Here is a 25,831-nt window from a genome sequence, read left to right as displayed (position 1 = left end):
CGCGCGCACCATCCGCCGACGACGGAGAGGCGGGTGCTCGCGCACCCGCCCCCGGTCGTCGCTGCGGATCAGCCGCAGCGGGTGAGGCTCTCCACCGACGGCGACAGCGCCGCCGTTCCGCCGAGCAGCGTGATGCGCTCCGCGCCGAGCTGCTCGATCTGGGCGAGCGTGTCGGTCGGCACGCAGTCGCCGGGCACCGTGAACAGCGCGGCAGCGACGCGGGGAGCGAAGGCCGAGCCGGCCAGCGCATCCGGGAAGGTCTGACCGGTGGCGAGCAGCACTCGGTCGGCGGCCCCGAAGAAGTGCGCGTTGATGCTGCGCGACGACTCGAAGCGGTCGGCCCCGCCGAGGCGGACCGTCTCGGCGATCCCCGCCGCCTGCTCCTGGATGCCGTCTGACACGGCCAGCGGCCCTCCCGCGATGGCGATCTCGTCGGGCCCGAGCTCCGTGACCAGGGCCGTTGTCGCCTCGTCGAGACCGGCGGCGGCACCGTCGATCAGCACGACCGGACCGTCGGAGCCGACCGCGGCTCCCGCCGACAGGGCGTCGGCGAAGGTCGAGCCGGTCGCGAGCACCACCGTTCCGGCCCCGCCGGCGAAGACCCGGGTGGCCACCGCCCGCGAGGTCTCGAACCGGTCGGCCCCGCGGATCCGCGAGACGTCGGCCACCTCGGCGAGACGGCTGGCCACAGCTGCGCCGACCGCGTCCTCGCCGCCGACGATCACGATGCGCCGCGGGTCGAGCCGGTCGAGTTCGGTCAGGACACCGCTCGGCACCTCGTCTCGACGGGTCAGCAGGATCGGCGCCTCGTCGGCCGCCGCAGCCGGAGCCGCCGACAGGGCGTCGGCGAAGACCTCGCCCGAGACGACGTAGACCGTGCCGGCCCCGTCGGGAAAGCCCTCCTGAGCCGTGTTCACGGCGACCTCGAAACGGTCGGCGCCCCCGATGCGGTCGACCGTCACCGGGTCGGGATCCGGCGTCGCGGTCGGCTCGGTCACCGGGATGCCGACCAGCGCCGGAGCGATCGTGACGCGGTCGACGTTCGGAGCCCACGCCTCGGCGTTGCCGAACGAGAGCGTTCCGTCGGTCGTGCTGAGCGTCACCGGGATGGTGCGGTTCCAGAAGCTGTTCCACGAGTAGGTGTACCGGAAGTACGCCTCCGCAGCCGGTTCGTCGGAACCGGCCTCGGTGACGGTCAGCCGCCGGTCGACCACCTGCGGGTTGTAGTCGTGCCTCCCCGAGGTCTCCGCGTTCGAGTAGTGCACGACGACGTCGTAGGCGCCCGGCTCGGCGAACGCCGGCTGGCGTGCGATGTCGAAGGTGCTGCCCGCGCCGTTGCCCAGATTGCCCACGTAGCCGGCACCGGACGCGTTGCTGCCCACCTCGGGAGCGAGCGGCACCAGCGCGGCACCGCCGTTCAGCTGGGCGTCCTCCGCCTCGATGGTGGTCGCCGCCGCGTCGCCCTCGACCGCACGGGTCGTGGTGACCCGGTCGAGCAGGATGCCCTCGGCCGACCTCAGCTCGATCTCGTTGATGCCCTCGGACAGATGCAGCCGGGCCGTCGAGCGCCAGTGCCCCGCGTCCGGCGCCGAGAGCCGCGCGACCGCCCGGCCGTTCAGCGTGACGTCCACCGTCGTGGCCGCGGTGCTCGCGTAGTCGACGGCGACGTCGTGGTACCCCGCCTCCCAGGCGTTCGCGTAGACGTCGGCCCGAGCATCCGCACCGGCGATCGAGGCGAAGCCACGGGCATCCGGATTCTCGTACCGCACCCCGGCCCCGCCGTCGTAGCGCAGCGTGCTGGCGGGGTACACCGTCGGCTCGCCGTCGGTCACGTCGGTCAGCAGGAACTTGTCGAGGGTGATGTCGGAACCGGGCAGCACGGTGCTGCCGTCCTCGCTGGCCCGCAGGGAGAGCACGTGCTCGCCGGCGGTCAGCGGCACGGTCACCTCGGCGCTGCCGCGGTACTGCCAACGGCTCGTCGCGTTCAGGGCCAGGTCGGCCGTGTACTGCACGGTCTCGGCGAACCCGTCGTCGACGAAGAGCGCCTGGCGGCCGGGCTCACCGGGTGCCGAGCCGACGACCTGGAAACGGTAGGTGCCGTCGCGCGGCACCGTGACCGTCCAGTCGGCCTTCGAGTCGGCGCGGTTGAACGAGCCGACGTCGCGGCTGCCCGAGGCGAGGAACTTCCAGCCTCCGCCCGCCGTCGGGTCCTGGTCGTAGGCGGTAACGGAGGTCAGAGCGGTGTCCTCGGCCTCGATGCTCGCGGCCCAGGTGGTGTCGGCGGTGACCTCGCGGGTCTGCTCGGGGGTGATGACCACCTGGTAGCCCGCGTACCGGTCGTAGCCGGGAACGGTCAGGTCGAGACCTCCCGACGACAGCACGGCGCCGTCGTACGCCGCGACGACACGGGGAGTGCCGTGCACGCCCTCGGCACCGCTGAGGGCCACCTCGCGCACCTCGACGTCCACCCGGTTCCCGAAGACCGCGGTGTCGAGCCCCGAGAGTTCGAGTCGCACGTCGGCGCCGGTTCCTCCGTAGAGCACCGTGGCACGCTTCTCGGCGGTGTCGACGGCGCCGATGCCCTGCAGGGTGTCGGCGACGTTCAGCTCGGGAGGGGTGACCTGCACGGTCTGGCTGCCGGCCAGGTCGCCGTACCACTTGAACATCCACCAGCCGGCGTTCGCCGAATTGACGCGAGCGCTGTTGTCGGAGAAGTTGCCCGCGTAGTTCCAGTAGGCGGTCTGGGCGTCGACCTTCTCGTCCTCGAACATCGAGAACCACTGGATCAGCTGACCGGGCACGCCCATGTCCCGCAGCATGCCGTACTCGGTGATGTTCACCGGGATGGGCTCGAGCTCGCGCTCGGCCTCCAACGCCCGGTACTCGTCGAGGTTGGACCGGAAGGTCGCGAGGTTCTCGATGCCCAGCTCGTGCCAGATGAACACGTCGGGCAGCACGTCGTGTTCGATCGAGAAGTCGAGGAGGTCAGCCGACCGCTCGCGCTCCCACTTGTAGTCGCCGGGCCCGCCGATCACCGGGTTCGCAAGGCCGTGGCGCTCGTAGACCGACTCGATCATCTCGTAGGTGGACTGCCAGTCGCCGAGGAACTGGTCTTTCTGCGCCGCCCAGTCGGGGTACCAGTTGCCGCCGTCGGGCTCGTTGAATGGGATGAACACGTACTGCTCGGGGTGCGCCGACTGCGTCGCGACCGCCTCCGTGACGAACTCGACCACCTCGAGGTAGTCCCAGACGCCGTTGGGGGTCTCGGTGTAGTCCCCGGTGGCCTGGTCGTAGCTGCGGTCGTCGCCCGGGCGGGCGCCGCCGTTGTAGGCCCAGTCGGGGTAGTAGTCCTGGATGTAGATGTAGAGATCCTCGCCGTGCTTGGCGAAGAAGCCGTCCTCGATCTTCAGGGCGTCGCCACTCGGGTGCTGGGTGCCGTAGGGCGCCTTCTGCGAGGAATTGGTGATGTGGGCCCCGTCGATCAGCGCCTGGGTCGGAGCCCCCTGGTCGCCGAAGCCGTAGAGGGTGCCGGTGGCTCCGCCCCGGAACTCGCCGGTGGTCTGGGAGAAGTCGACCGAGAGCACCTCGGCGTTCTCGGCGGCGGAGGCTGCCGGCGCGGTCAGACCTCCGATGGTCAGTGCGGCTGCCGCGGTAGCGGCCAGCCCGGTCAGGGCTTTCTTCATCGAATGCTCTTCCTGTCGGTGGACGAGACCGATGATACCGGTTTCACGATTGAGGGCAAGGAAATTTGATACCGGTTTCATTTACAGCTTGCGCAATTCTGAAATCGCTATCACAATGGCTCTCGACCAGCCGGCGCCGCCACCCCGCGACGCCTCCCCGATGAAGAGGAGACCCGTGACCACGACGTTCCAGTGGGGAGACGACCACCTGTCGCTCGAGTTCGGGTGGGATGACGACTCCGCCGTCTCACTGCGTTCCGCGGCCGGCGGCGGAGCTGCTCTCACGATGGCGTCACCGGTGCCCTTCGTCGAGATCGTCACCGTCGCGGCCGGGCACGACCCCGCGTCCGGCCGCCTGGACCACTCGCAGATCGGCGCGGCCCTGCGCTACGTCCGCCACGAGATCGAGGCGGACGGCGACGGCGACGGCGACGGCGACGGCAGCCTGCTGCGCATCGTGCAGCGCGACGACGTCCGTGGCCTCGAGGTGACGGTCCGGCTGCAGCTCCTCCCCGGCACGGGCGCGGTGCGCAGCACCGTCCAGGTGCGCAACACGAGTGAGAAGGCCCACGCGCTGCGGTCGGTCGCGAGCTGGAGCTCAGCCCTCGGGGGCAGCGGCGCGCTCGACGGCTGGCAGCTCGTGTCCGGTTGGAACGAGTGGCTCGGCGAGGGCCGGTGGAGCACAGCCCCCCTGCGCACCGAGATCCCCACCATCCGCGAGGACCTCACCGGGCACGATCGCCGGAGCTTCCACGGCCAGCACTCCTCCGGCACCTGGTCGACCGGGTCGGGCATCCCTCTCGCCGCCGTCGAGTCGGTCGCCCAGGGCGCCTGCTGGATCTGGCAGATCGAGCACAACGGCGGCTGGCGCTGGGACGTCGCCGAGAACATCACGGGCGGTGTCGTCACGCTATCGGGCCCGACCGACGCCGACCACGCCTGGCTGCATCGGCTCGACCCCGGGCAGTCGTTCACGACCGTACCGGCCACGGTCGCCCTCGCGCCGTCCTTCCCGGAGGCGGTGCGCTCGCTCACCCGGCACCGTCGGGCTGCCCGCCGTCCGCACCCCGACAACACGGAACTGGCCGTCGTGTTCAACGACTACATGAACACCCTCGACGGCGACCCCACCACCGAGCGTCTGCTCCCGCTGATCGACGCGGCAGCCGACGCCGGCGCCGGGATCTTCTGCATCGACGCGGGCTGGTACGACGACAGCGGATCCTGGTGGGGCACGGTCGGCGAGTGGCGGCCGTCGACCACCCGCTTCCCGGGCGGGCTCGGTGAGGTCGTCGACCACATCCGGAGCCGGGGCATGGTGCCCGGGCTCTGGCTCGAGCCGGAAGTGGTGGGGGTCAGGAGCCCGATGGCCGAGAGCCTCCCCGACGACGCCTTCCTTCAGCGCCTCGGCGTGCGGGTCGAGGAGCACGAGCGCTACCATCTCGACCTCCGCCACCCCGAGGTCGTCGCCTTCCTCGACTCCGTCGTCGACCGCCTCGTCAGCGAGTTCGGCATCGGCTTCTTCAAGTTCGACTACAACATCAACCCCGGACCGGGCACCGACGTGGCCGCGGCGAGTGCCGGCGACGGACTGCTGCAGCACAACCGCGCCCACCTCCGGTGGCTCGACGGGGTGCTCGACCGGCATCCCGAACTGATCGTCGAGAACTGCGCCTCCGGAGCGATGCGGACGGACTTCGCGATGCTCTCCCGCCTGCAGATGCAGTCGACCTCCGACCAGCAGGACTTCCGGCTCTATCCGCCGATCGCCGCTGCGGCGCCGCTCGCGATGCTGCCCGAGCAGGCGGCGAGCTGGGCCTACCCGCAGCCGTCGATGACCGACGAGGAGATCGCGTTCTGCCTGGTCACCGGCCTCCTCGGCCGCTACTACGTCTCGGGCTACCTGAACCGGATGCGCGACGAGCAGCGATCCCTCGTGCGCGACGCCATCGGCGCAGCTCAGGCGCTGCGCGCCGACATCGCGGCCTCGACCCCGTTCTGGCCGCTGGGCCTGCCGGGGTGGACCGACCGATGGGTGGCCCTCGGCCTGACTCCGGATGCGCAGAGCGACGGCTCCGGCGATCTGGTCTCGGTCTGGAACCGCGGCCTGTCCGACGGCGAACCCCTCGACCTCGAGCTCGACCTGCCGCATCTGCGCGGACAGCAGATCGTCGTCGAGACCGTCTTCCCCCGGAGTCTTCCGGAGTGGAGCACCGACTGGAATCGTGAGAGAGGAGTGCTGACCGTCAGCGCGCACGCCCGCACCGCATCCGCGCGCACCTTCCGGATCCGTCACTGACCCGGTGACCATCCACCCCTGCAGCACCGCCGTGGTCGATCGGCCCGACGACATCACAGAAAGAGAAGCAGTTCAATGAAGAAAGCTTTGATCGGCGCCGCCGCCCTCGTGGCGGCCGCCTCTCTCGCACTCTCCGGATGCAGCGACCCCGGCAGCGGCGGCGGCTCGTCCGCCCCCGCCGACTGGCCCGCGCAGGACACCTCGCTCGAGGGCGTCGACCTGACCATCTGGGCCGCCCAGAACTCCAACACCGTCCCCGAGAGCGTCGTCTCCGGGTTCGAGAAGCTGACGGGCGCGAAGATCGACGTCGTCACGATCCCCGACCCCTACGAGCAGGGCATCCAGACCAAGGTGGCGACCGGCGACAAGCCCGACCTCGCTTTCTGGCAGCCCACCGGCTCGCAGCTCACCGCGCTCAACGCGAGCACCAACCTCCAGTCCCTGGAAGGCGCGCCCTGGGTCGACTCGTTCGATCCGGCTCTGAAGGACATCACGGGCATCCTCGACGGCACCCGCTATGCGGCGCTCGTCTCGACCCCCGCCGTCGAGGGCGTCTACTACAACAAGAAGGTGCTGGCCGACGCCGGTGTCACCACGCTGCCGACCGACTGGGACTCGTTCCTGCAGACCGCGCGCGATCTGAAGGGCAAGGGCGTCACCCCGTTCTACGAGATGGGCGGCGACCGCTGGGCCACGCAGTGGTGGGTGCAGGTGCAGCTCGCCGACGCCGCCAAGGACGGCCTCTGGGACAGGGTGAACGCCGGTGAGGAGAAGTTCACCGACCCGACCATCCTCGGAGCCATCGAGAGCTACCAGGGCCTGATCGACGAGGGGCTGTTCAACTCCGACATCAAGACGGCCACGTTCGAGGACCAGGGCGACGCGCTGCTGAACGGCGACGCGGCGATGGTCGTGCAGGTCAACTCCTTCTTCAGCCAGCTGCAGGCGAAGTCGAGCACCGAGGAGCTGAACGACTCGATCGGCTTCTTCCCGATCGCCCCCTCGGGCAACATCGGAACCTTCATCCCCGACCAGAGCAACGCCCTCGTCGCCTTCAAGACCGGGGATGCCACCCGCGAGGCCGCCGCACGTCAGCTGCTGTCGTACTGGCTCGGCGACGGCTACCAGGACTTCGTCGACGCGCAGGCGACGGTCTCGCTGCAGAGCTCGGTCACGACTCCCGACACCGTGCCGACCGCCCTCACCGACGTCAGCGCCTCGCTCGGCGACTCGGTGGGCTCGATGCAGGCCCTCGCCATCGCGAACCCCGACCTGTACATCTACCTGGCCGACATGATCCAGGGAACGAAGACCCCCGAGCAGGTCGCGCAGGCGACCCAGGACCAGTTCGCCGAGCTGGCCAAGGCCCAGGGCGCCTCCGGCTTCTGATCATCCCGGTGCGCCGGATGCCCGTCCCGCATCCGGCGCACCACCCCACGAAAGGCAGTCCCGCCGTGTCCACGAACAGAACGCTCCTCGCACCGGAGAGACGTCAGTCGATCTCGCCTCCGACGCGGACTCCCCGCCGGCAGCCGTCGCGCGGCCGGCGCCAGGACCACCCGCTGTGGTTCCTCATCCCGGCCTTCGCGGTGCTGCTGGTGTTCTTCTTCGTGCCGACGGTCTTCAACTTCGTCTACGCCTTCACCGACTGGTCGAGCTTCAAGTCGAGCATCGGGTTCATCGGCTTCGACAACTTCGTCTCGCTGTTCAGCAACGGCACGCTCGTCAACGCCCTGCGGGTCACCCTGATCTATGCGGTGCTGGTCGCCGTGTTCCAGAACGTGTTCGGGTTGATCCTCGCCCTGCTGCTCGAGCGGGACACCCGCCTGAACCGCACGGCCCGGGTGCTCTTCTTCATCCCGGTGATCATGTCGGCCCTGGCCGTCGGCTACATCTTCCAGGCGCTGCTGAAGCCGGAGGGCGCGCTGAACGACATCCTCTCCTTCGTCACCGGCAGCGACGTGAGCATCGCCTGGCTGGGCGACACCACCTGGACCATCGTCGTCGTCGCCCTCGTGCACTCCTGGAAGTGGATGGGCCTGTCGATGCTGATCTACCTCGCCGGCCTCAAGACCATCAGCGCCGACGTGCTCGAGGCGAGCCGACTCGACGGCGCATCGTGGTGGCAGACGTTCCGGCAGATCCGCTTCCCGCTGCTCGCCCCCGCGATCACCTTCAACGTGGCGACGGCGCTGCTCGGCTCGATGAACGGCTTCGACATCGTCCAGGCCACCACCGAGGGCGGCCCGGGGGGAACCACCGAGCTCCTCAACATCTTCATCTTCCGCACCTTCGGGCAGGGCCTGTTCGCCCAGGCCACCACGATGAGCCTCGTGCTGTTCCTGATGGTCGCGATCCTCGCCTTCCCCGTCATCCGCACCCTTCGCAAGAGAGAGGACGTGCTGTGAGCACCCTCGAGCACTCCCTGCGCCGCCGCCGCGCATCCGCCGGTCGCCTCGCCCGACTCGCACAGCCCGTAGCGACCGTGCTGGCGGTGGTGCTGCTGCTCGGCGTGCCGTTCTGGCTCGTCATCAGCACGGCGGGAAAGTCGCAGGCCGAGGCCTTCAACCCCGATCTCTCGCCTCCCGCCGAGTGGCAGCTCTTCCAGAACTTCGCCGAGGTGTTCGACCAGGGCCGCATGCTGCTCGGCCTCGCCGGCAGCCTGCTGGTGATGGTGCCCGCGGTCATCGGCGTGCTCATCCTGGGCTCGGCCGCCGCCTGGATCCTCGGGCGCCGGAGCGGTCGCGGTCTCGCGGTGCTCTACGCGCTGGCCATCAGCGGCATCGTGCTCCCGCCGGCCGTCGTGACGATCGTGCTCCTGCTCCGGCAGCTCGGCCTGGCCGGCACGGCGGTCGGCATGATCGGCGTGTACATGGGCATGTACCTCTCCACCGTGATCTTCTTCGTCACCGGATTCGTGCGCACCATCCCGCCGGAGCTGGAGGAGGCCGCCCGGGTGGACGGCGCCGGCCCGGTGAAGGTGTTCATCCGCATCATCCTGCCGCTCCTGATGCCCGTGCTCGCGACCGCCACGATCCTCATCTGCCTGTACATCTGGAACGACGTCTTCTACGCCCTGTTCGTGGTGGGCGGGCGACTCGACACCCTGCCGCTGAACCTCTTCCAGGTCGCCAGCGCCGGGCTGTACCTGCAGAACTGGCACCTGATCTTCGCCTACATCATCCTGATGAGCCTGCCGCTGCTGCTGGTGTTCGTCTTCGCCCAGCGCAAGATCATCTCGGGCATCACGAGCGGAGCGGTGAAGTAGACGTCTCGCAGGCGGCCGGCCTCGCCGTGTCCGCCGACGCTCAGGGGGAAGTCGCCGAGTCCGGTGCCGGGCAGCCAGAATGGGAGCCACAATGGCAACGGAGTGCTGCGCTGCGCAAGCGCGCACGAGCGACGAGGGGTGCGATGGCAGACAACGGCAGCGCCCGTCCGGCGGTGATCGCCGACGTGGCGAAGCTGGCCGGCGTCTCGGTGCCCACCGTGTCGAGGGTGCTGACCGGTGCGGCCCGCGTCACGCCCGAGAAGGTGCGGCGGGTTCGCGAGGCCATCGAGCAGCTGAACTACCGGCCGAGCGCGACGGCGCGGGCGCTCGCCTCCCGGCACTCCCACACCATCGCCATCGTCGCCGGCAACACCTCCCAGTACGGCTACGCCGAGACGATCCGCGGCATCGAGGAGGAGGCCCGCGCCGACGGCTACACGGTGACCATCACCGTGGTCGAGAGCCCCGGTGACGAGGAGGTCTCGCGCGCGGTGTCGCTCGTGCTCGACCAGAGCCCGGCCGGTGTCGTGGTGCTGAAGTTCGACCCGCCCGGGGTCGCGGTGCTGAACCGTCTCCCGCGCGACACCCCCGTCGTCGCGATCTCCGGGGTGCGCTCGCGGGACGTGCCGCAGGCCGTGCTCGACGAGCTGCACGCCGCCGAGACCCTCACCGAGTACCTGCTCTCGCTCGGGCACGCCACCGTGCACCACGTGCGCGTGCCGCCTTCGCGCAAGGAGGACGGCCGCACCACGGGCTGGCGCCGCGCCCTCGCCCGGGCCGGAGCCGAGATCGTGCCGCCGTTCGAGGCGAGCTGGTCACCGGAGTCCGGTCGGCGGATCGGCCGGGAGATCGCGCACGACCCGGGCGTCACCGCCGTGTTCTGCGGCAACGACGAGATCGCCATGGGTGTGATCAAAGGCCTCAGCGATGAGGGAGTGGCGGTGCCGCGTGATGTCAGCGTGGTCGGCTTCGACGATCATCCGCTGGCCGCCATGTGGAGCCCTGCGCTGACGACCGTCGAGCAGGACTTCGTCGGTCTCGGCCGCCGCGGCGTCGAGCTCCTGCGGGGGGCGATGTCCGGCGACGAGCGGAGGCGCACCTCCACCGAGCTGCCGCAGCTGGTCATCCGCGACAGCGCCGGGCCGCCGGCCGCCCGCCGTTAGAGTCCGCCCGCTGCCGCCCGCCCGCTAGGGCTTCGCCTGCAGGTACCCGGCCCCGCGCAGCATGCGGCGCAGGTCGAGCACCATCTGCTCGTCGACGTCCTTGTGCCGGGGCTTCGTGAGCAGGAGGCGCTCGTCGCCGAGCTTCACGATGAACTTGCCGTCGTGCTCCTCGCGCACCTCGGCGATCTCCTCGAGCAGACCGATCACGTCGTTCCACTCCAGGTTATGGGTGGTGGGGTGGTGGCCGATGTTCTCGAGGGTGGTGCGGTGGTGCTGGCTGACGTGGTCGATGCCGGACATCGGTGGCCCCTTTCGGTGGTGCAGCTCGGTGGGTTCACGGTGGTGAACGGATGCGCGTGGCACGGTCATCCGCTCGTCAACCTAGCCGCGCACCGACCGCCGGCGCCCCGTCATCTGTCGCAAGATGCCTCGACGCGGGGCGGGTGGCAAGGGGGGAGGCTGCGGGAGGCGACCCGGGTACGGTGTGCCCCATGACGAGCGAGACACGCGAGACCGCCCCGAGCGGCACCGAGGACGGCGACGGCGACACCCCGCTGCGCAAGAAGATCACGGGGCCGCTGCTGTTCCTGTTCATCCTCGGCGACGTGCTCGGCGCGGGCATCTACGCGCTGATGGGCGTGCTCGCCGGCGAGGTCGGCGGGGCGCTCTGGGCGCCGCTCGCGCTCGCGCTGGTCCTGGCGCTGCTGACCGCCGGCTCGTACGCCGAGCTCGTCACGAAGTACCCGAAGGCGGGCGGCGCCGCGGTATTCGCGCAGCGGGCGTTCAAGGCGCCGATCGTGTCGTTCCTCGTGGGCTTCTGCATGCTCGCCGCCGGTGTGACGAGCGCGGCCGGGCTCGCGATCGCCTTCGCGGGCGAGTACCTGCAGACGTTCCTCCCCGTGCCGACGATCCCCGCGGCGCTGGTGTTCCTGCTGCTGGTGGCGGCACTCAACGCGCGCGGCATCAGCGAGTCGGTCAAGAGCAACGTCGTGATGACCGTGATCGAGGTCTCGGGACTCGTGATCGTGGTGGTCGTCGTGGGCCTCATGCTCGGCGGCGGGGGCGGCGACGTCTCGCGCATCGGGCAGTTCCCCACCGACGCCTCGCCGGCGCTCGCGGTGCTCGGCGGCGCGATCGTGGCCTACTACTCCTTCGTCGGCTTCGAGACCTCGGCGAACGTGGCCGAGGAGGTGCGCCGGCCCTCGAAGGTCTACCCGAAGGCGCTGTTCGGGGCGCTGCTGACGGCCGGGGTGGTCTACATCCTGGTGGGGCTCGCCTCGTCGATCGCGCTGCCGGCCGACGAGCTCGGCGAGTCGTCGGGTCCGCTGCTGGCGGTCGTCGCCGCGAGCGGGGTGCCGATCCCCGACTGGCTGTTCAGCCTGATCGCGCTGATCGCGGTGGCCAACGGGGCGCTGCTGACGATGATCATGACGAGCCGGCTGAGCTACGGCATGGCCACCGAGGGTCTTCTGCCGAGCCCGCTCGCGAAGGTGCTGCCGAAGCGCCGCACCCCGTGGGTCGCGATCGTCTGCACCACGATCCTGGCGATGCTGCTGACGCTCGTCGGCGACCTCGCGACGCTCGCCTCGGCGGTCGTGCTCTTGCTGCTGTTCTCGTTCATCAGCACGAACGTGGCGGTGCTGGTGCTGCGCCGCGACAGGGTCGCGCACGAGCACTTCCGCGTCTGGACGTTCGTGCCCGTGCTCGGCGTGCTCTCGTGCATCCTGCTGCTGACCCAGCAGGAGCCGATCGTCTGGGCCTTCGGCGGCGGGTTCCTGGTGCTGGGCGTGGTGCTCTACTTCGCCACCGTGCTCGGTCGACGGATGCGCGACCGCCGCCGCGCCTGACAGCCCCCGCGCGGCCTCCTCAGGAGAGCCCGGCGAGAGGCCGCGCGGTTCGCAGGAAGGCGCGGCGCACCCTCGCGGAGTCGTCGAGATAGCTGCCGATCAGCACCCCGTCGCGCAGGATGCCGAGGGCGTCGGCCGTCTCGGCCGGTTCGGGCCGGCCGGCGTCGCCCAAGTAGCGCACGAGCGATTCCTTGAACCAAGCCCGGTGGTCGGCCACGACCCGGCGCACGGCGCTGTCGGCGTCAGGGAACTCCGCGGCCGCGTTGATGAACGGGCAGCCCCGCTGATGATGACGCGTCGCGTCGTCGGCGATGCCCTCGAGAGCAGATTCCAGCATGTGCTCGGGTGACACCGCTTGCGCTTCGCCCTGCGCGAAGACGGCGCGGAGCTGCTCGTCCTCGCGCTGCAGATAGGCCACGACGAGCGCCTCCTTGCCGGGGAAGTGCCGGTACAGGGTGGCCCGGGTGACACCGGCCTCACGCACGATCTGGTCGATTCCGACCGAGTTGATGCCCTCGCGGTAGAACAGCTCGGCGGCGACCTCGAGCAGGTGCTGGCGAGGCGGCAGGGAGTCGCGGGTGCGTGCAGGCATGCCCGTGATCATACACAAGAACGAACGGTATATCTACCCAGCCAATTCGCGCGAATTCGCTTGACAGGCATTATCAATAGTGCATTCTTTAACAAGAACGACCGATCGTTCTACCAATCGAAAGGCACACCATGTCACTCCTTCGCCCGCGGCGCTCCTCCCTGGGGCTCGCCGCCGCTGTCACCGCGGTCGCCGCGCTGACGGGTCTCGCCGCCGCAGCCCCTGCTGCGGCCGCGGACGTCACCGCTCGTCCCTCCGCCAAGCCGACGATCGTGCTGGTGCACGGCGCCTGGGCCGACTCCTCGAGCTTCGCCCCGGTGACCGCCCGCCTGCAGAAGGACGGCTACACGGTGCTGTCCGCGCCGAACCCGCTGCGCGGCCTCGCCGCCGACGCCGGAACCGTCGCCGCGTTCGTGAACCAGGCCACCACCGGACCGGTCGTTCTCGTCGGCCACTCCTACGGGGGCGCGGTGATCACCAACGCCGCAGCGCAGACCCCCAGCGTGACCGCACTCGCCTACATCGACGCGTTCGCCCCCGATCAGGGCGAGACGATCGTGCAGCTCGCGGGGGCGGTGCCCGGTTCGGCCCTCGCCGCCGACCCGAGCGAGGTGTTCGACGCGGTGCAGGACCCGAACCTGCCCACGGGGAACCCCGACCTCTACGTGAAGCGGTCGGGCTTCGCGGCCGCGTTCGCGGCGCACCTCGACCGTCATGACGCCGCCGTCCTCGCGGCCTCGCAGCGGCCGATCGCGGGCGGTGCCCTCCAGGAGCCGTCCGGCGCCCCGGCCTGGAAGTCGCTTCCGAGCTTCTTCCTGATCGGCACCGAGGACCGGGTCATCCCGGCGGACGGCCAGCGCGCCATGGCGTCGCGCGCCGGCGGAACCGTGGTCGAGGTCAAGGCCGATCACCTCTCGATGCTCGAGAAGCCCGCCGACGTGGCGAAGCTGATCGAGCGGGCGGCGGGTGCACGATGACGATCTCCGCTCCCCCGTTCGACCCCGAGCTGAAAGTCGTGCTCGACGTCGTCAACCAGTCGATCAGTCCGACCCTGCTGCCGGAGCACCTCCAGGCGCTCCGCGGCCCGGGCTTCACGAAGACGCTCGACCAGCTGCTCGCCGAGCGCGACCTCGAGCACCGCGAGATCAGCGTGCCGGGGCCCGACGGCGCACCCGAGCTCCTCATCTCGGTGTTCAGCCGGCCCGGCCACACCACCGGTCCCGGGTTCTTCTTCACCCACGTGGGCGGGATGATCTTCGGCGACCGCTTCGTGGGCGTCGAGCCGGTGCTGGACTACGTCGAGCAGGTGGATGCCGTGGTCGTGACCGTCGAGTACCGGCTGGCCCCCGAGCATCCGGCACCCGCTGCGCTGGAGGACAGCTACGCCGCGCTGCTCTGGACGGCCGAGCACGCCGCGGAGCTCGGCATCGACCCCGAGCGGCTGCTCACGATCGGCGGCAGCGCCGGTGGCGGGCTGACGGCGGGCATCACCCTGATGGCCAGGGACCGCGGCGGCCCCGCCCTCGCCGGCCAGGTGATCATGTACGGGATGCTCGACGAGCAGAACGACTCGGTCTCCGCCCAGCAGATCGACGGCATCGGCATCTGGGATCGCACCAGCAACGAGACCGGCTGGAACTTCCTGCTCGGTGAACGCCGGCACTTCGCGACGCTCAGCCGGTACGAGTCCCCAGCGAGCGCCGACAGTCTCGCAGGGCTGCCGCCGACGTACATCGAGGTGGGGTCCGCCGAGGTGTTCCGCGACGAGGACGTGGCCTACGCGAGCGCGATCTGGGCCGCGGGCGGTGACGCCGAGCTGCACGTCTGGCCCGGTGGGTACCACCTGTTCGAGCTGCTGGCGCCCGACGCCGAGCTCTCCCGGGCGGCCCGGCGCACCCGCGGCGAGTGGGTGCGGCGGCGGCTCTCGCGGTGAGATCAGGGGCCGGATGCGGCGGCGGTCGCATCCGGCCCCTGCGCACGCCGCCTCACGCGGGGCGGCACGCGGATTCCGGTCTTGATCGGGGGTGGGCGCGCGGGTACAGTCGAACGACTCCGCGCCCGCCCACCCCGCGCGGCCGGAGCGCCCGGCACACGACGCCGGGCACGAAGGAGCAGTGCGCGATGACCGGATCATCCACGGCGACGCCGCCACGACTGGCCGGCGTCTTCGACCTCTTCACGATCGGTCTCGGGCCCTCGAGCTCGCACACGGTCGGCCCGATGCGCGCGGCGAACGCCTTCGCCGGCTCCCTCTCCCCCGCTGTGCTGGACGCCACCGCCGAGGTGCGGGTGACGCTCTTCGGGTCGCTGGCGGCGACCGGGTCGGGACACGGCACCTTCGGCGCCATCCAGCTCGGGCTCGAGGGGCTGCGGCCCGACACAACGCTCCCGTCGGAGGCCGAGGAGCGGCTCGCCGCGATCGGCGCCTCGGGGCTCGTGCTGCTCGCCGGGCAGTGCTCGGTGCGGTGCGCAGTGAGCGACTTCGTGCTGCGGCCGCTGACGATCGCGCCGCGGCATCCGAACGCGCTCACGCTCTCGGCCGTCGATGCGGCGGGCGCGGCGCTCGTCACCGAGACGTACTACTCGGTCGGCGGCGGGTTCGTGCTGCGCGAGGGCGATGACGAGGGCGCGAGCGGGCGGTACGAGCATCCGGTGCCCCTGCCCTTCGCCACGGGCGACGAGCTGCTCGCGCGCTGCGACGAGACGGGGCTGTCGATCGCCGAGGTGGTGCGGCGGAACGAGCTCGCGACGCGCACGGCCTCAGCCCTCGACGACGGACTGGTCGCGATCGAGCAGGCGATGGACGCGTGCTGGCGGAACGCCCTCACGCGCACCGGCGTGCTGCCGGGCGGGCTGAACGTGCGGCGGCGGGCCGGGGTGCTGCACGCGCACCTCGACGTGGTCGACCCGGAGCGGCGGCCCGAGTTCTGGCAGGAGCGGGTGAACCTCGTGGCCCTCGCGGTGAACGAGGAGAACGCCTCGGGCGGGCGGGTCGTAACGGCGCCGACGAACGGGGCGGCGGGGATCATCCCGGCGGTGCTGTACTACGCGCTGCACTACACGCCGCGTTCGCAGGTTCAGGATGCGCACCGCGGCATCGTCACCGAGTTCCTGCTGACGGCGGCGGCCGTCGGGGCGCTGTACAAGAGCAACGCCTCGATCTCGGGCGCCGAGGTCGGCTGCCAGGGCGAGGTGGGTTCAGCGTCGTCGATGGCGGCGGCCGGGCTCGCCGCGGTGCTCGGCGGAACCCCGCGCCAGGTCGAGAACGCGGCCGAGATCGCGATGGAGCACAACCTCGGCCTCACCTGCGACCCGATCGGCGGGCTCGTGCAGGTGCCGTGCATCGAACGCAACGCCCTCGCCGCCGCCAAGGCCGTCAACGCGGCGAAGATGGCGCTCTGGGGCGACGGCACCCACCACGTCTCGCTCGACCAGGTGATCGCGACCATGCGCGAGACCGGCGCCGACATGTCGAGCAAGTACAAGGAGACGGCGCGCGGCGGTCTCGCGGTGAACGTGCCGAACTGCTGACGCTGCCGCCGGCTGTGCTGCCGCCCGGCCCTGCCCCGGTCGGGGGCGAGCATCCGGGGCCCGCCTGTCTCTAGGCTGACGCCATGGCCCTCCCCACCACGCCCGTCGACCGCCGCACCGTGCTCGCCGGAGCCGCGTGGTCGGTGCCGGTCATCGCGGTCGCCGTCGGTGCCCCGGCGGCCGCCGCCAGCACGACGATCACGGTCGACTTCGCTGCCGCCTACCTCGAGCTCCCCGACGAGACCATGGTGCTGGGTGTGATCGCGATCACGAATTCCGGTCAGGCGGTGGTGGCCGACTCCGCTGTGCTCACCTTGGCAGGTCTCACCCCGACGACGGGCGTCGTCACAATGGCGTTCGACGGCGATCTGACCGACACCGCGCCCGTCGGCGGCACCAGCAACGCCGAGGTCCCCGTGAACAACCTCCCGTTCGTCCTGGCCTCGACCCCGGGCGCTGAACCGCTCGTGCTCGTCGCCAACAACCTCCAACTTCCCCAGGCCACCACGGTCTACCTGGGCGTCTACTTCTCCTGGGCGGCCGACAACCGGGAGATCGACGGTTTTGTGATCGCCGGAACCTTCGACATCACGCTCCCGGGTCAGAACCCGCTCACTTTCCGCGACGAGCTGGAGCTGCGGCCCGCCGTCTAGGCGCCTGTCAAGCCCCTCAGCGGTGGCGCCCATCGGGGCGACGGTGGACGCAGACGGTGGCCGAGACACGGGCGCCGGCGCGGACACGCGGAGGAGGCGCCATGCGGGAGCGCGAGGCCGACGGGCGCGGCACCGACTGGGCGGGCTGGCCGATGCTGGGCGCGTTCGTCGAGACGGCGGTCGACGACCGGCTGGTGCTGACGTTCGCCCTCTCCGACGTGCTGCCCGCCGGCCGGGTCGAGGCCGTCACGCTCGGGGTCGACGCACTGCGCGACGGGGCGGGCCGCCGGGTGACCCTCTACGCGGTGTTCGAGCCGCAGTCCGTGAATGTGTTCAGCCGCTGCGGCGACCTCGAGCGGCGGCATGACGACGCCGAGGTCACCTACCCCGACGGCGCCGTCTGCGTCACGCTCGACCTCGCCGAGCCCGCCCTCTGCCTCGACTCCCAGCCCGAGGTGCGCGGCTTCGCGGTCATCGACGGCGTCACCCGCCAGGAGCACGCCCCCGTCACCCTGCTCCCCGCCTGACCCGTACGCTCCGGCCGTTTCCGGCCCTCCGCCGCCATAGTGGTCGCCGTGGTGCCGATTATTCGTCCGGAGCGTACGGCGCCCGATTACTCCGGTGACCCGGTGCTCGTAGTCGCGTCGAACGGGCCGTGCACGTCGGTGATCGTCACGTCGACGGCGGCCGGATGCTCGTGCAGCTGCCCGACCGCGTGTGCGATCTGGGTGCGGGCCGTCTGCGCGACCTCGGTGACGTTCGCCGGGTACTCGACCACGAGCGACACCGAGATCGCGAGGCCGTCGTCACGCCGGGAGATCGCGACGCCGGGGTAGGAGGCCGACCCGAAGGCCGAGCGGCGCACCGCGTCGACGGCCCGCCCGAAGGGGGTGTCGAGCCGGTGCACGCCGCTCACGCCGAGGGCGGTGTCGGCGACGGTGCGCGCCAGGATCTCGGCGGGGTCGGGCTCGACCCCGGCCGGCGCGGGCACCTGGCTCAGGTCGATCGGCTCGACGTGCCGGCCCGCGGCGGTCGGTGAGGTCACGCGACGCGGCTCTCGGCGGCGTCGTCGCCCTCGTCGTCGGAGGGGATGTGCACGTCGGAGACCGTCACGTTGATCTCGGCGACCTCCATGCCGACCACGGTGGTGATGGCGTCGCCCACGCTCGCGCGGATCTCGTCGGCGAGCTTCTGCAGGTCGACGGGGTACTCGGCGACGACGGTGATGTCGGCCGCGACCTGGCGCTCGCCGACCTCGACCTTGACGCCCTGGCCGCGGTCCTGCGCGTTGATGGCGTTGCGGATGGCGCCGATGGCCCGAGCGGCCCCACCGCCCAGGTCGTGCACGCCGTGGACCTCGCGCGCGGCGATGCCGGCGACCTTCTCGACCACGCCGTCGGCGATGGTGTTGCTGCCCTTCGAGGCGGTGGTGGAGTGCTTGGCGGTGGTGGTGTCGGTCATGATCTCTCCTTGGGTGGGGGCCTCCCGGGTGGAGGCTCCGAAGCGGGTCTTCACCGATGAGACGTGGTCGGGATCGACGATCGCATACGCACCCAGGGAGCATTCAGAGAGGATGCGCGACCGGGCTCAGTGCGACCAGGGGCTCAATGCAGCCGGGCGTTCAGTAGCGGATGGCGTCGATGACCTTGACGCGCACCGCGACGAGCGCCGGCAGGATGCCCGCCAGCGCCCCCACGGCCGACGCCGCCACGAGCCCCAGCACCGCCGCGTCGACCGGGAACGGCGGGAAGTCGGTGACGAGCCCCTGACCGACGAGGTCGTGCACCATCGGGCTCTGCACGATCAGGATGGCCGCGGCCACCCCGACGGCGCCCGCCGCGATCGTCGCGACGACGCTCTCCATCATCACGGCGAAGAACACCCGCCCGGCGGTCGCCCCGAAGCTGCGGCGGATGCCGATCTCCCGCACCCGCTGCTTCACCGTCACGAGCGCGATGTTGACGAGCCCGAGCGCACCGAGCAGCAGCACGAGCAGGGCGATGCCGCCGACGATCATCTGCGTGACGAGGAAGGGGTCGTCGCCGTACTGAGCGGCGTCCTGCCGCTGCACGTCCACCGTCGCCCCGTCTCCGACCGCCGCCGCGAGGTCGCGCTTCACCGCCGCGGCGAGCGCCTCCCAGTCACCCGTCGGCACCCACAGCTCGTACTGCACCGACGACCCGGCGAAGGGGTCCGTCGCTGCGCCCGCCCCCGCATCCGCCTGCTGGAAGGCCGCGAGCTGGTCGGCGAGCATGAACATCGCCGGCTCGGTCTCCCAGTCGGCCGAGGGGTAGACCCCCACGATCACCGCCGTCGTGCCGTCGTCGCCGCCGAGCGAGAGCAGCGGATGCGCGTCGAGCGCCGGCTGCCCGAGGGAGTCCCAGAACACCGAGTTGACGATGACGCGGGGCGCGAGCTGCTCGTCGTCGTCGGCGCTGAACCAGGACCCCTCCGAGATGCGCACCCGGTGCATCTCGCCGTAGGGCTGGTCGACTGCTTGGGTGCCGACCGAGAGCACCCCGTTCGGGGAGTCGACGGGCACGGAGGCGTTCACCACGCGGCTGGCGTAGTCGATGCCGTAGCGCGAGACGGTCTCGGTCCACGCCGTTTGGAGCGTCTCGGCGTCGACCTGCCCGCCGTCGTCGCGGTAGGCCGAGACGTACAACGTCGCCGGCCGTCCGCTCTGGCGCTCGCTCAACTCGGCGGTCGACTGCTGCAGGATGCCCCCGAGCGCCACGACCGTGGTGAGCGAGCAGACGGCCACGGCGACGCCGATCAGCGAGAGCAGCACGCGGGTGCGGTGGATGCGCAGCTCCTGCCACGCCTCGAGCACCGCGCCGAGCAGCCCGGTCAGCAGGCGGCTCATGCGGCCCCAGCCCCAGTCCCGGCCCCAGCCCCAGCAACGGCCTCAGCCGCGGCGCCGGCACCCACGCCGGCACCCGCATCCGCACCGACACCAGCCCCCACCCGCGTCAGCACCCCGTGATCGAGCCGGTAGTGGTCCCGCGACCGCTCGGCGATCGCCGGGTCGTGCGTGATCACCACGAGCGCCGCATTCGTGCGCGCGGCGACCTCGTCGATCAGCTCCATCACGCTCTGCCCCGTGTCGAGGTCGAGCGCCCCGGTCGGCTCGTCGGCCAGGATCAGCCGCGGCCCGCGCACGAGCGAGCGCGCGATCGCGACCCGCTGCTGCTCTCCGCCCGAGAGCCGGTCGGGCAGGCTCTCGAGCCGGTGCCCGAGCCCCACCTCCTCGAGCATCTCGGCCGCGATGGCCCGCCGCCGCCAGAACTGCCGGCCCTCGGCGTAGAGCAGCGGCATGATCACGTTCTCCAGCGCGGTGCGCCCGGGCAGCAGGTTGAACTGCTGGAAGACGAAGCCGATCTCGCGCCCGCGCACCCGGTCCCGCTCGCCCGAGGAGTAGTCCTTCACGGGCCGCCCGGCGAACTCGAGCACCCCGCTGGTGGGGGTGTCGAGAAGGCCCAGCAGGTTCAGCAGCGTCGACTTGCCCGAGCCCGAGCGCCCGACCACCGAGATGCGGTCGTCCTCCTCCACGTCGAGGTCGACGCCGTTCAGGATGGTCAGCGCCGGCTGGTCGGGGGGCAGCACCGTGCGCGTCACCGACGCGAGGTGCAGCAGGGTCACGAGACCGGTCCGCAGACGCCGCTGCCGTCGGGCAGCGTGGTGCAGCCCTCCATGCCGTCGGCGGGAACGGCTGCCGCGCCCGGCGCGAACTGCAGCACCGTGTCGCCCTCGGCGAGCCCGCCGGTGATCTCGACCGTGCTGCCGTCGCTGAGGCCGAGGCCGACGGCCCGCTCCTCGTTCGCGCCGTCGGCGGTGACGACCCAGACGGCGCCCGTCTGGGCGGCGCCGCGCACGGCCGTGGTCGGCACGACCAGCACGTTCTCGGCCTTGCCGCCCGCGATGGTCAGCTGAGCGGCGAGCCCGGGGAACACGGTGACACCGTCGGGCACCGGGCAGCTCACGGTGGTGGTGCTCCCGGATGCTCCACCGCCGCCCGAGCCGCCACCGCCGTCGGTCGCGCCGCCCGTGACGCCCCCACCGCTCCCGCCCGAACCGCCGTCCGAGGCCCCCGCCAGCGGCGTGCGGATGCTCAGCCCCGTGCAGGTGAACGGAGCCGGCCCGCCGGTGATCGCCACCGACGCCTCGGTCGGCTGACTCACCAGGCGGTACTGCTGCGCGGGCTGCAGCGAGCCCGACACCGAGTAGGTCGGCGGCGCCATCTGCCCGGCGGCCTCGCCGATCGTGACCGTCTGCCCGGGGATCACGCCGAGCGAGCTGAGCGTTCCCGTGATGGGCGCGAGCACCTGCTCGTAGCGGAAGATCGCCGGCAGCGGCTTGCCCTCGGCGTCGACCGTCTCGCCGGGGTCGCGCTCGATCTCGACCTTCACGTCGAACACCACGTCGCCGGCCGCGATCGAGGCGCCGACCGCGGCGAACACCTCGTCGACGGCGCCCGCGGCGGTCGACTTCACCGGCACCGCCGGGTCGGCCGAGACGGTCGCGTCGAGCACGACGTCGTTCGTGATCGTGCCCCGCGCGACGGCGACCGTCGGCTCGACCAGCGCGCCCGTGGGCACCGCCGGATCGGCCTCGGCCAGCTTGTCCGGGAAGAACGCCAGCTTGCCCAGAGCCACTGCGATCACCGCGATCAGAATGATCCGGATGACCGGGAAGACCCATTTCCTCGCCACACCCACGTCGTACCTTCCTGTCCCCCGCATCGAATCCTAGGGGGTTTGCAATCGGACCGTCGGCTCCCGTAGTTTGGTTAGGCAATCCTAATGCGCCGTCACAGCAGCGCAGATCTGCACCCTCCTGCATCCCACCGAAAGGCACCTCCATGCCCCGCGCCACGCGCTTCGCCGCCCTCACCACGGCGGCCCTGCTCACCGCCTCGCTCGCCGCCTGCTCGTCCTCCTCGTCAGCCGAGACCGACTCCGGTTCCACCGACGGAGCGTTCCAGCCGATCACCATCGAGCACGCCCTCGGCACCACCGTGATCGAGACGCAGCCCGAGCGCGTGGCCACCGTGAACTGGGCGAACCACGAGGTGCCGCTGGCCCTCGGCGTGGTGCCCGTCGGCATGGCCGCCGCGAACTTCGGCGACGACGACGGCGACGGCCTGCTGCCCTGGGTCGAGGAGAAGCTCACCGAGCTCGACGCCGAGACCCCCGTGCTCTTCGACGAGACCGACGGCATCGACTTCGAGGCGGTCGCCGACACCGACCCCGACGTGATCCTCGCGGCCTACTCCGGCCTCACGCAGGAGGACTACGACACGCTGAGCGAGATCGCCCCGGTCGTCGCCTACCCCGAGACCGCCTGGGGCACCCCGTGGCGCGAGATGATCGAGCTGAACAGCGAGGCCATCGGCAAGAAGGCCGAGGGCGAGGAGCTCATCGCCGACCTCGAGACCCAGATCTCCGACGCCGCCGCCGAGTACCCGCAGCTCGAGGGCACCTCGGCCGCGTTCCTCACCCACGTCGACACCGCCGACCTCAGCGAGGTCAGCTTCTACACGACCCACGACACCCGGGCGATGTTCTTCGACGACCTCGGTCTGACCACCCCTGAGAGCATCGCCACCGCCTCGGCGACGACCGACCTCTTCGCCCTCACGCAGAGCGCCGAGCAGGCCGACGCGTTCACCGACATCGACATCATCGTCACCTACGGCGGCGACGAGCTGCTGACCGCGCTCGAGGCCGACCCGCTGCTGTCGCAGATGCCCGCCGTCGCGAACAAGGCCATCGTGGCCCTGCCCGGCACCAGCCCGCTCGGCACCGCCGCGAACCCCACGCCGCTGTCGATCTCGTGGGTGCTCGACGACTACCTGGCACTGCTCGCCGAGGCCGCCGACAAGGCGTGACCTCGACCAGCCTCGCACCCGCCGTCTCGGGAGCCGCCGTCGTGCGGCGCCCGAGACGGCTGCGTGCGCTCTGGCTGCTGATCGCGGCCGCGGTGCTGGTGGCGCTCGCGGCGGCGAGCGTCGCCGTGGGGTCGCGCGAAGTCGGCTGGGACGACATCGTCGCGGCCCTCGGCGGCGCCACCGACGGCTTCGACCGGGCCGCGGTCGCGACGCGCATCCCGCGCACCCTGCTCGCCGTGCTGGCGGGGGCCGCCCTGGCCGTGTCGGGGGCCGTGATGCAGGGCGTCACGCGCAACCCGCTGGCCGACCCGGGCATCCTGGGCGTGAACATGGGCGCGTCGCTCGCCGTGGTGACCGGCATCGCCTTCTTCGGCCTGGCGAGCGCCTCGGCCCAGATCTGGGTGGCCATCGCCGGCGCCGCGATCGCCGCCGTCTTCGTCTACGTGGTGGGCTCGCTCGGCCGGGGCGGGGCGACCCCGCTGAAGCTCGCGCTCGCCGGTGCGGCCACCTCGGCGGCGCTGGTGTCGTTCACGAGCGCCATCGTGCTGCCGCGGGGCGACATCTCCGACAGCGTGCGCTCGTGGCAGATCGGCGGCGTGGGCGGGGCGACCGCGGCGAGCATCCAGCAGGTGCTGCCGTTCGTGGTCGCCGGCTTCGTGATCTGCCTGCTCTCGGCGCGCGGGCTCAACTCGCTCGCCCTCGGCGACGAGCTCGCGGCCGGCCTCGGCGAGCGCGTGGCCCTGGCCCGGGGCGGCGCAGCCCTCGGCGCGGTCGTGCTCTGCGGCGCCGTCACCGCGATCGCCGGGCCGATCGGTTTCGTCGGCCTCGTCGTGCCGCACGCCTGCCGGCTGCTGGTCGGCGTCGACCACCGCTGGCTGCTGCCGTTCTCGGCCGTCGTGGGCGCCTGCCTGCTGACCGCCGCCGACATCCTCGGCCGCGTCGTCGCGCGCCCCGCCGAGATCGACGTGGGCATCATCACCGCCCTCGTGGGGGCGCCCTTCTTCATCGCGATCGTGCGCCGGCAGAAGGTGAAGAGCCTGTGACGCTGCTCGACGGCGCCCCGACATCGACGACGGATGCGGTGCAGCACGGCCGCGCCACGAGAGCCCGCCGCCGCCGCACCGTGATCGTGCTGCTCGCCCTGCTCATCGCCGTGATGGCCGCCGTCAGTCTGATGGCCGGCCGCACCTTCTACCCGCCCGCCGACGTGATCGGCGTCATCCTGGGGCAGGACGTGCCGGGCGCCTCGTTCACCGTCGGCCGCCTGCGCCTGCCGCGCACCGCCCTCGCCGTACTGGCGGGGCTTTCGTTCGGGCTCGGCGGCGTCGCCTTCCAGACCATGCTGCGGAACCCGCTCGCGAGCCCCGACATCATCGGCATCAGCTCGGGCGCCAGCGCCGCGGCCGCCTTCGCGATCGTCACCCTGTCGCTCGGCGCCACCGAGGTCTCGGTGTTCGCCATCGTCGTCGGCCTCGCCGTGGCGCTGCTGATCTACCTGCTCTCGTACCGCAGCGGAGTCGCCGGAACCCGGCTCATCCTGATCGGTATCGGCGTGGCCGCGATGCTCGACAGCGTCACCGCCTACGTGCTCTCGCAGGCCGCGCAGTGGGACCTGCAGGAGGCCATGCGCTGGCTCACCGGCAGCCTGAACGGCACCAGCTGGCCGCAGGTGCTGCCCGTGCTGGCGGCCGTGGCGCTGCTCTCCCCCGTGCTGCTCGGCCAGGGCCGCAACCTCGCCGTCACGCAGCTCGGCGACGACGCCGCCTCGGCGCTCGGCGTGCGCGTCGACCGCACTCGGCTCATCGTGATCATCACCGCCGTCGGCCTGATCGCCTTCGCCACCGCCGCGGCCGGGCCGATCGCATTCGTCGCGTTCCTCTCGGGGCCGATCGCGGCGCGGCTGGTGGGGCCGGGCGGCTCCCTGCTCGTGCCCGCGGCGCTCGTGGGCGCACTGCTCGTAGTGGTGGCCGACTTCGTGGGCCAGTTCGCGTTCGGCACGCGCTACCCCGTCGGGGTGGTCACGGGAGTGCTCGGCGCTCCCTACCTGGTGTATCTGATCATCCGCTCGAATCGCTCAGGAGGCTCGCTGTGACCCGTGGCCACACCCTCGTCGCCGCCGACCTCACCCTCGGCTACGGCGACCGCACCGTCGTCGACGGCCTCGACCTGGCCGTGCCGCCCGGCGCCGTGACCGCCATCGTGGGCGCCAACGCCTGCGGCAAGTCGACGCTGCTGCGCTCGATGTCGCGGCTGCTCGCGCCGAAGGGCGGCCAGGTGCTGCTCGACGGCAAGCAGGTGCACCGGATGCCCGCCAAGGAGCTCGCGCGCACCCTCGGTCTCCTGCCGCAGTCGCCGATCGCGCCCGAGGGCATCACGGTCTCCGACCTCGTGGGCCGGGGGCGGCACCCGCACCAGAGCCTGTTCGCCCGCTGGAACGCCGCCGACGACGCCGCAGTCGCCGCCGCCCTGGAGGCCACCGAGACCGTCGCGCTCGCCGACCGGCCCGTCGACGAACTCTCGGGCGGCCAGCGCCAGCGGGTCTGGATCGCGATGGCGCTGGCGCAACAGACCGACCTGCTGCTGCTGGACGAGCCGACGACCTTCCTCGACGTCAGTCACCAGATCGACGTGCTCGACCTGCTCACCGACCTCAACCGCACGCGCGGCACCACGATCGTGATGGTGCTGCACGACCTGAACCTGGCCGCGCGCTACGCCGACCACCTGGTGGCGCTCGCCGACGGGCGGGTGCACGCCGCGGGCACCCCCGCCGAGGTGCTCACCGAGGACGTCGTGCGCACCGTCTTCGGACTGGAGAACCGGATCATCGCCGACCCCACCTCGGGGAAGCCGCTGATGCTGCCGCTCGGGCGGCACCACGTGGTGGCCTGAAGGGCTCCGACCT

At 71.4% G+C, this 25,831-nt stretch carries 23 protein-coding genes; 15 read left to right on the top strand and 8 right to left on the bottom strand.

Translation table 11 applies throughout. The features are described 5' to 3' along the window. Positions 1-68 precede the first annotated feature (68 nt). On the bottom strand, positions 69-3,683 hold the full coding sequence (locus tag HQQ85_RS13245; protein ID WP_173183033.1) for a cell wall-binding repeat-containing protein: 3,615 nt from the start codon (positions 3,681-3,683) through the stop codon (positions 69-71). 175 nt (positions 3,684-3,858) lie between these two features. Here HQQ85_RS13245 and HQQ85_RS13240 point away from each other — a divergent pair, with 175 nt between their 5' ends. The 5 genes from HQQ85_RS13240 (at position 3,859) to HQQ85_RS13220 (ending at position 10,413) form a co-directional block, all read left to right on the top strand. Next, on the top strand, positions 3,859-5,982 hold the full coding sequence (locus HQQ85_RS13240) for a glycoside hydrolase family 36 protein (protein WP_173183032.1): 2,124 nt from the start codon (positions 3,859-3,861) through the stop codon (positions 5,980-5,982). Between the two features lie 75 nt (positions 5,983-6,057). Then, positions 6,058-7,371: an ABC transporter substrate-binding protein gene (locus HQQ85_RS13235; RefSeq protein WP_173183031.1), complete on the top strand. Its 1,314-nt coding sequence runs from the start codon at positions 6,058-6,060 to the stop codon at positions 7,369-7,371. A gap of 65 nt (positions 7,372-7,436) precedes the next feature. Beyond that, positions 7,437-8,390: a carbohydrate ABC transporter permease gene (locus HQQ85_RS13230; protein ID WP_371741897.1), complete on the top strand. Its 954-nt coding sequence runs from the start codon at positions 7,437-7,439 to the stop codon at positions 8,388-8,390. After that, a complete protein-coding gene (locus HQQ85_RS13225) occupies positions 8,387-9,250 on the top strand; it encodes a carbohydrate ABC transporter permease (RefSeq protein ID WP_173183029.1) in 864 nt (287 codons plus the stop codon). Before HQQ85_RS13230 ends, HQQ85_RS13225 begins: the two co-directional genes overlap by 4 nt. A 143-nt stretch (positions 9,251-9,393) precedes the next feature. Continuing rightward, on the top strand, positions 9,394-10,413 hold the full coding sequence (locus HQQ85_RS13220) for a LacI family DNA-binding transcriptional regulator (RefSeq protein WP_173183028.1): 1,020 nt from the start codon (positions 9,394-9,396) through the stop codon (positions 10,411-10,413). A 24-nt stretch (positions 10,414-10,437) separates the two neighbouring features. On the opposite strand, the gene HQQ85_RS13215 is transcribed toward HQQ85_RS13220, so the two are convergent. Next, positions 10,438-10,713, bottom strand: coding sequence for a type II toxin-antitoxin system HicA family toxin (locus HQQ85_RS13215; protein ID WP_173183027.1), 276 nt, complete (start codon positions 10,711-10,713; stop codon positions 10,438-10,440). 191 nt (positions 10,714-10,904) lie between these two features. On the opposite strand from HQQ85_RS13215, the gene HQQ85_RS13210 reads away from it, so the two are divergent. Then, entirely contained in the window at positions 10,905-12,260 is a 1,356-nt protein-coding gene (locus HQQ85_RS13210) for an APC family permease (protein WP_173183026.1), read from the top strand. A 19-nt stretch (positions 12,261-12,279) separates the two neighbouring features. Here HQQ85_RS13210 and HQQ85_RS13205 read toward each other — a convergent pair whose 3' ends face one another. Beyond that, a complete protein-coding gene (locus tag HQQ85_RS13205; RefSeq protein ID WP_173183025.1) occupies positions 12,280-12,852 on the bottom strand; it encodes a TetR/AcrR family transcriptional regulator in 573 nt (190 codons plus the stop codon). Between the two features lie 131 nt (positions 12,853-12,983). On the opposite strand from HQQ85_RS13205, the gene HQQ85_RS13200 reads away from it, so the two are divergent. The 5 genes from HQQ85_RS13200 (at position 12,984) to HQQ85_RS13180 (ending at position 17,563) form a co-directional block, all read left to right on the top strand. Then, entirely contained in the window at positions 12,984-13,829 is an 846-nt protein-coding gene (locus HQQ85_RS13200) for an alpha/beta fold hydrolase (RefSeq protein WP_173183024.1), read from the top strand. Beyond that, positions 13,826-14,785, top strand: a complete 960-nt coding sequence (locus HQQ85_RS13195; RefSeq protein ID WP_173183023.1) for an alpha/beta hydrolase — start codon at positions 13,826-13,828, stop codon at positions 14,783-14,785. The genes HQQ85_RS13200 and HQQ85_RS13195 overlap by 4 nt, the downstream gene beginning before the upstream one ends. A gap of 188 nt (positions 14,786-14,973) precedes the next feature. After that, complete coding sequence (locus HQQ85_RS13190; protein WP_173183022.1) at positions 14,974-16,383, top strand: L-serine ammonia-lyase; 1,410 nt, start codon at positions 14,974-14,976, stop codon at positions 16,381-16,383. Between the two features lie 83 nt (positions 16,384-16,466). Next, on the top strand, positions 16,467-17,036 hold the full coding sequence (locus HQQ85_RS13185) for a hypothetical protein (RefSeq protein WP_173182972.1): 570 nt from the start codon (positions 16,467-16,469) through the stop codon (positions 17,034-17,036). Positions 17,037-17,137: 101 nt separating this feature from the next. Beyond that, positions 17,138-17,563: a hypothetical protein gene (locus HQQ85_RS13180; RefSeq protein ID WP_173183021.1), complete on the top strand. Its 426-nt coding sequence runs from the start codon at positions 17,138-17,140 to the stop codon at positions 17,561-17,563. 86 nt (positions 17,564-17,649) lie between these two features. On the opposite strand, the gene HQQ85_RS13175 is transcribed toward HQQ85_RS13180, so the two are convergent. The 5 genes from HQQ85_RS13175 to HQQ85_RS13155 all read right to left on the bottom strand — a co-directional run bounded on the left by HQQ85_RS13175 (position 17,650) and on the right by HQQ85_RS13155 (position 21,748). Then, entirely contained in the window at positions 17,650-18,081 is a 432-nt protein-coding gene (locus HQQ85_RS13175) for an Asp23/Gls24 family envelope stress response protein (RefSeq protein ID WP_173183020.1), read from the bottom strand. Beyond that, positions 18,078-18,497 (bottom strand): Asp23/Gls24 family envelope stress response protein, encoded by a 420-nt coding sequence (locus tag HQQ85_RS13170; RefSeq protein WP_173183019.1) that lies wholly within the window; start codon positions 18,495-18,497, stop codon positions 18,078-18,080. Before HQQ85_RS13170 ends, HQQ85_RS13175 begins: the two co-directional genes overlap by 4 nt. 160 nt (positions 18,498-18,657) lie before the next feature. Beyond that, the gene (locus tag HQQ85_RS13165; protein ID WP_173183018.1) at positions 18,658-19,902 is read right to left on the bottom strand and encodes an ABC transporter permease; all 1,245 of its coding nucleotides are present in this window, start codon (positions 19,900-19,902) and stop codon (positions 18,658-18,660) included. Next, the gene (locus HQQ85_RS13160; RefSeq protein ID WP_173183017.1) at positions 19,899-20,678 is read right to left on the bottom strand and encodes an ABC transporter ATP-binding protein; all 780 of its coding nucleotides are present in this window, start codon (positions 20,676-20,678) and stop codon (positions 19,899-19,901) included. The genes HQQ85_RS13165 and HQQ85_RS13160 overlap by 4 nt, the downstream gene beginning before the upstream one ends. Further along, positions 20,675-21,748, bottom strand: a complete 1,074-nt coding sequence (locus HQQ85_RS13155) for a hypothetical protein (RefSeq protein ID WP_173182971.1) — start codon at positions 21,746-21,748, stop codon at positions 20,675-20,677. The genes HQQ85_RS13160 and HQQ85_RS13155 overlap by 4 nt, the downstream gene beginning before the upstream one ends. Positions 21,749-21,897: 149 nt before the next feature. On the opposite strand from HQQ85_RS13155, the gene HQQ85_RS13150 reads away from it, so the two are divergent. Genes HQQ85_RS13150 through HQQ85_RS13135 form a run of 4 tightly spaced genes read left to right on the top strand, consistent with a single transcriptional unit; the run spans position 21,898 to position 25,818 of the window. Next, the gene (locus HQQ85_RS13150) at positions 21,898-22,926 is read left to right on the top strand and encodes an iron-siderophore ABC transporter substrate-binding protein (protein ID WP_173183016.1); all 1,029 of its coding nucleotides are present in this window, start codon (positions 21,898-21,900) and stop codon (positions 22,924-22,926) included. Then, entirely contained in the window at positions 22,923-23,969 is a 1,047-nt protein-coding gene (locus tag HQQ85_RS13145; RefSeq protein WP_371741896.1) for a FecCD family ABC transporter permease, read from the top strand. Before HQQ85_RS13150 ends, HQQ85_RS13145 begins: the two co-directional genes overlap by 4 nt. Further along, positions 23,966-25,018, top strand: coding sequence for a FecCD family ABC transporter permease (locus HQQ85_RS13140; RefSeq protein ID WP_371741895.1), 1,053 nt, complete (start codon positions 23,966-23,968; stop codon positions 25,016-25,018). Before HQQ85_RS13145 ends, HQQ85_RS13140 begins: the two co-directional genes overlap by 4 nt. Next, a complete protein-coding gene (locus HQQ85_RS13135; protein WP_173183015.1) occupies positions 25,015-25,818 on the top strand; it encodes an ABC transporter ATP-binding protein in 804 nt (267 codons plus the stop codon). Before HQQ85_RS13140 ends, HQQ85_RS13135 begins: the two co-directional genes overlap by 4 nt. Positions 25,819-25,831: the final 13 nt, after the last annotated feature.

It is taken from the genome of Herbiconiux sp. VKM Ac-2851 (assembly GCF_013205105.1).
Lineage (GTDB): Bacteria > Actinomycetota > Actinomycetes > Actinomycetales > Microbacteriaceae > Herbiconiux > Herbiconiux flava.
Note: the sequence above shows the minus strand (reverse complement) of the source record. Positions and strands in the feature narration are given on the sequence as shown.

Coding starts and splice junctions, on each gene's coding strand:
- HQQ85_RS13215 (WP_173183027.1), bottom strand. CDS start 10,713: ATGTCCGGCATCGACCACGTCAGCCAGCACCACCGCACCACCCTCGAG.
- HQQ85_RS13205 (WP_173183025.1), bottom strand. CDS start 12,852: ATGCCTGCACGCACCCGCGACTCCCTGCCGCCTCGCCAGCACCTGCTC.
- HQQ85_RS13185 (WP_173182972.1), top strand. CDS start 16,467: ATGGCCCTCCCCACCACGCCCGTCGACCGCCGCACCGTGCTCGCCGGA.
- HQQ85_RS13245 (WP_173183033.1), bottom strand. CDS start 3,683: ATGAAGAAAGCCCTGACCGGGCTGGCCGCTACCGCGGCAGCCGCACTG.
- HQQ85_RS13210 (WP_173183026.1), top strand. CDS start 10,905: ATGACGAGCGAGACACGCGAGACCGCCCCGAGCGGCACCGAGGACGGC.
- HQQ85_RS13165 (WP_173183018.1), bottom strand. CDS start 19,902: ATGAGCCGCCTGCTGACCGGGCTGCTCGGCGCGGTGCTCGAGGCGTGG.
- HQQ85_RS13180 (WP_173183021.1), top strand. CDS start 17,138: ATGCGGGAGCGCGAGGCCGACGGGCGCGGCACCGACTGGGCGGGCTGG.
- HQQ85_RS13220 (WP_173183028.1), top strand. CDS start 9,394: ATGGCAGACAACGGCAGCGCCCGTCCGGCGGTGATCGCCGACGTGGCG.
- HQQ85_RS13235 (WP_173183031.1), top strand. CDS start 6,058: ATGAAGAAAGCTTTGATCGGCGCCGCCGCCCTCGTGGCGGCCGCCTCT.
- HQQ85_RS13170 (WP_173183019.1), bottom strand. CDS start 18,497: ATGACCGACACCACCACCGCCAAGCACTCCACCACCGCCTCGAAGGGC.
- HQQ85_RS13150 (WP_173183016.1), top strand. CDS start 21,898: ATGCCCCGCGCCACGCGCTTCGCCGCCCTCACCACGGCGGCCCTGCTC.
- HQQ85_RS13200 (WP_173183024.1), top strand. CDS start 12,984: ATGTCACTCCTTCGCCCGCGGCGCTCCTCCCTGGGGCTCGCCGCCGCT.
- HQQ85_RS13190 (WP_173183022.1), top strand. CDS start 14,974: ATGACCGGATCATCCACGGCGACGCCGCCACGACTGGCCGGCGTCTTC.
- HQQ85_RS13195 (WP_173183023.1), top strand. CDS start 13,826: ATGACGATCTCCGCTCCCCCGTTCGACCCCGAGCTGAAAGTCGTGCTC.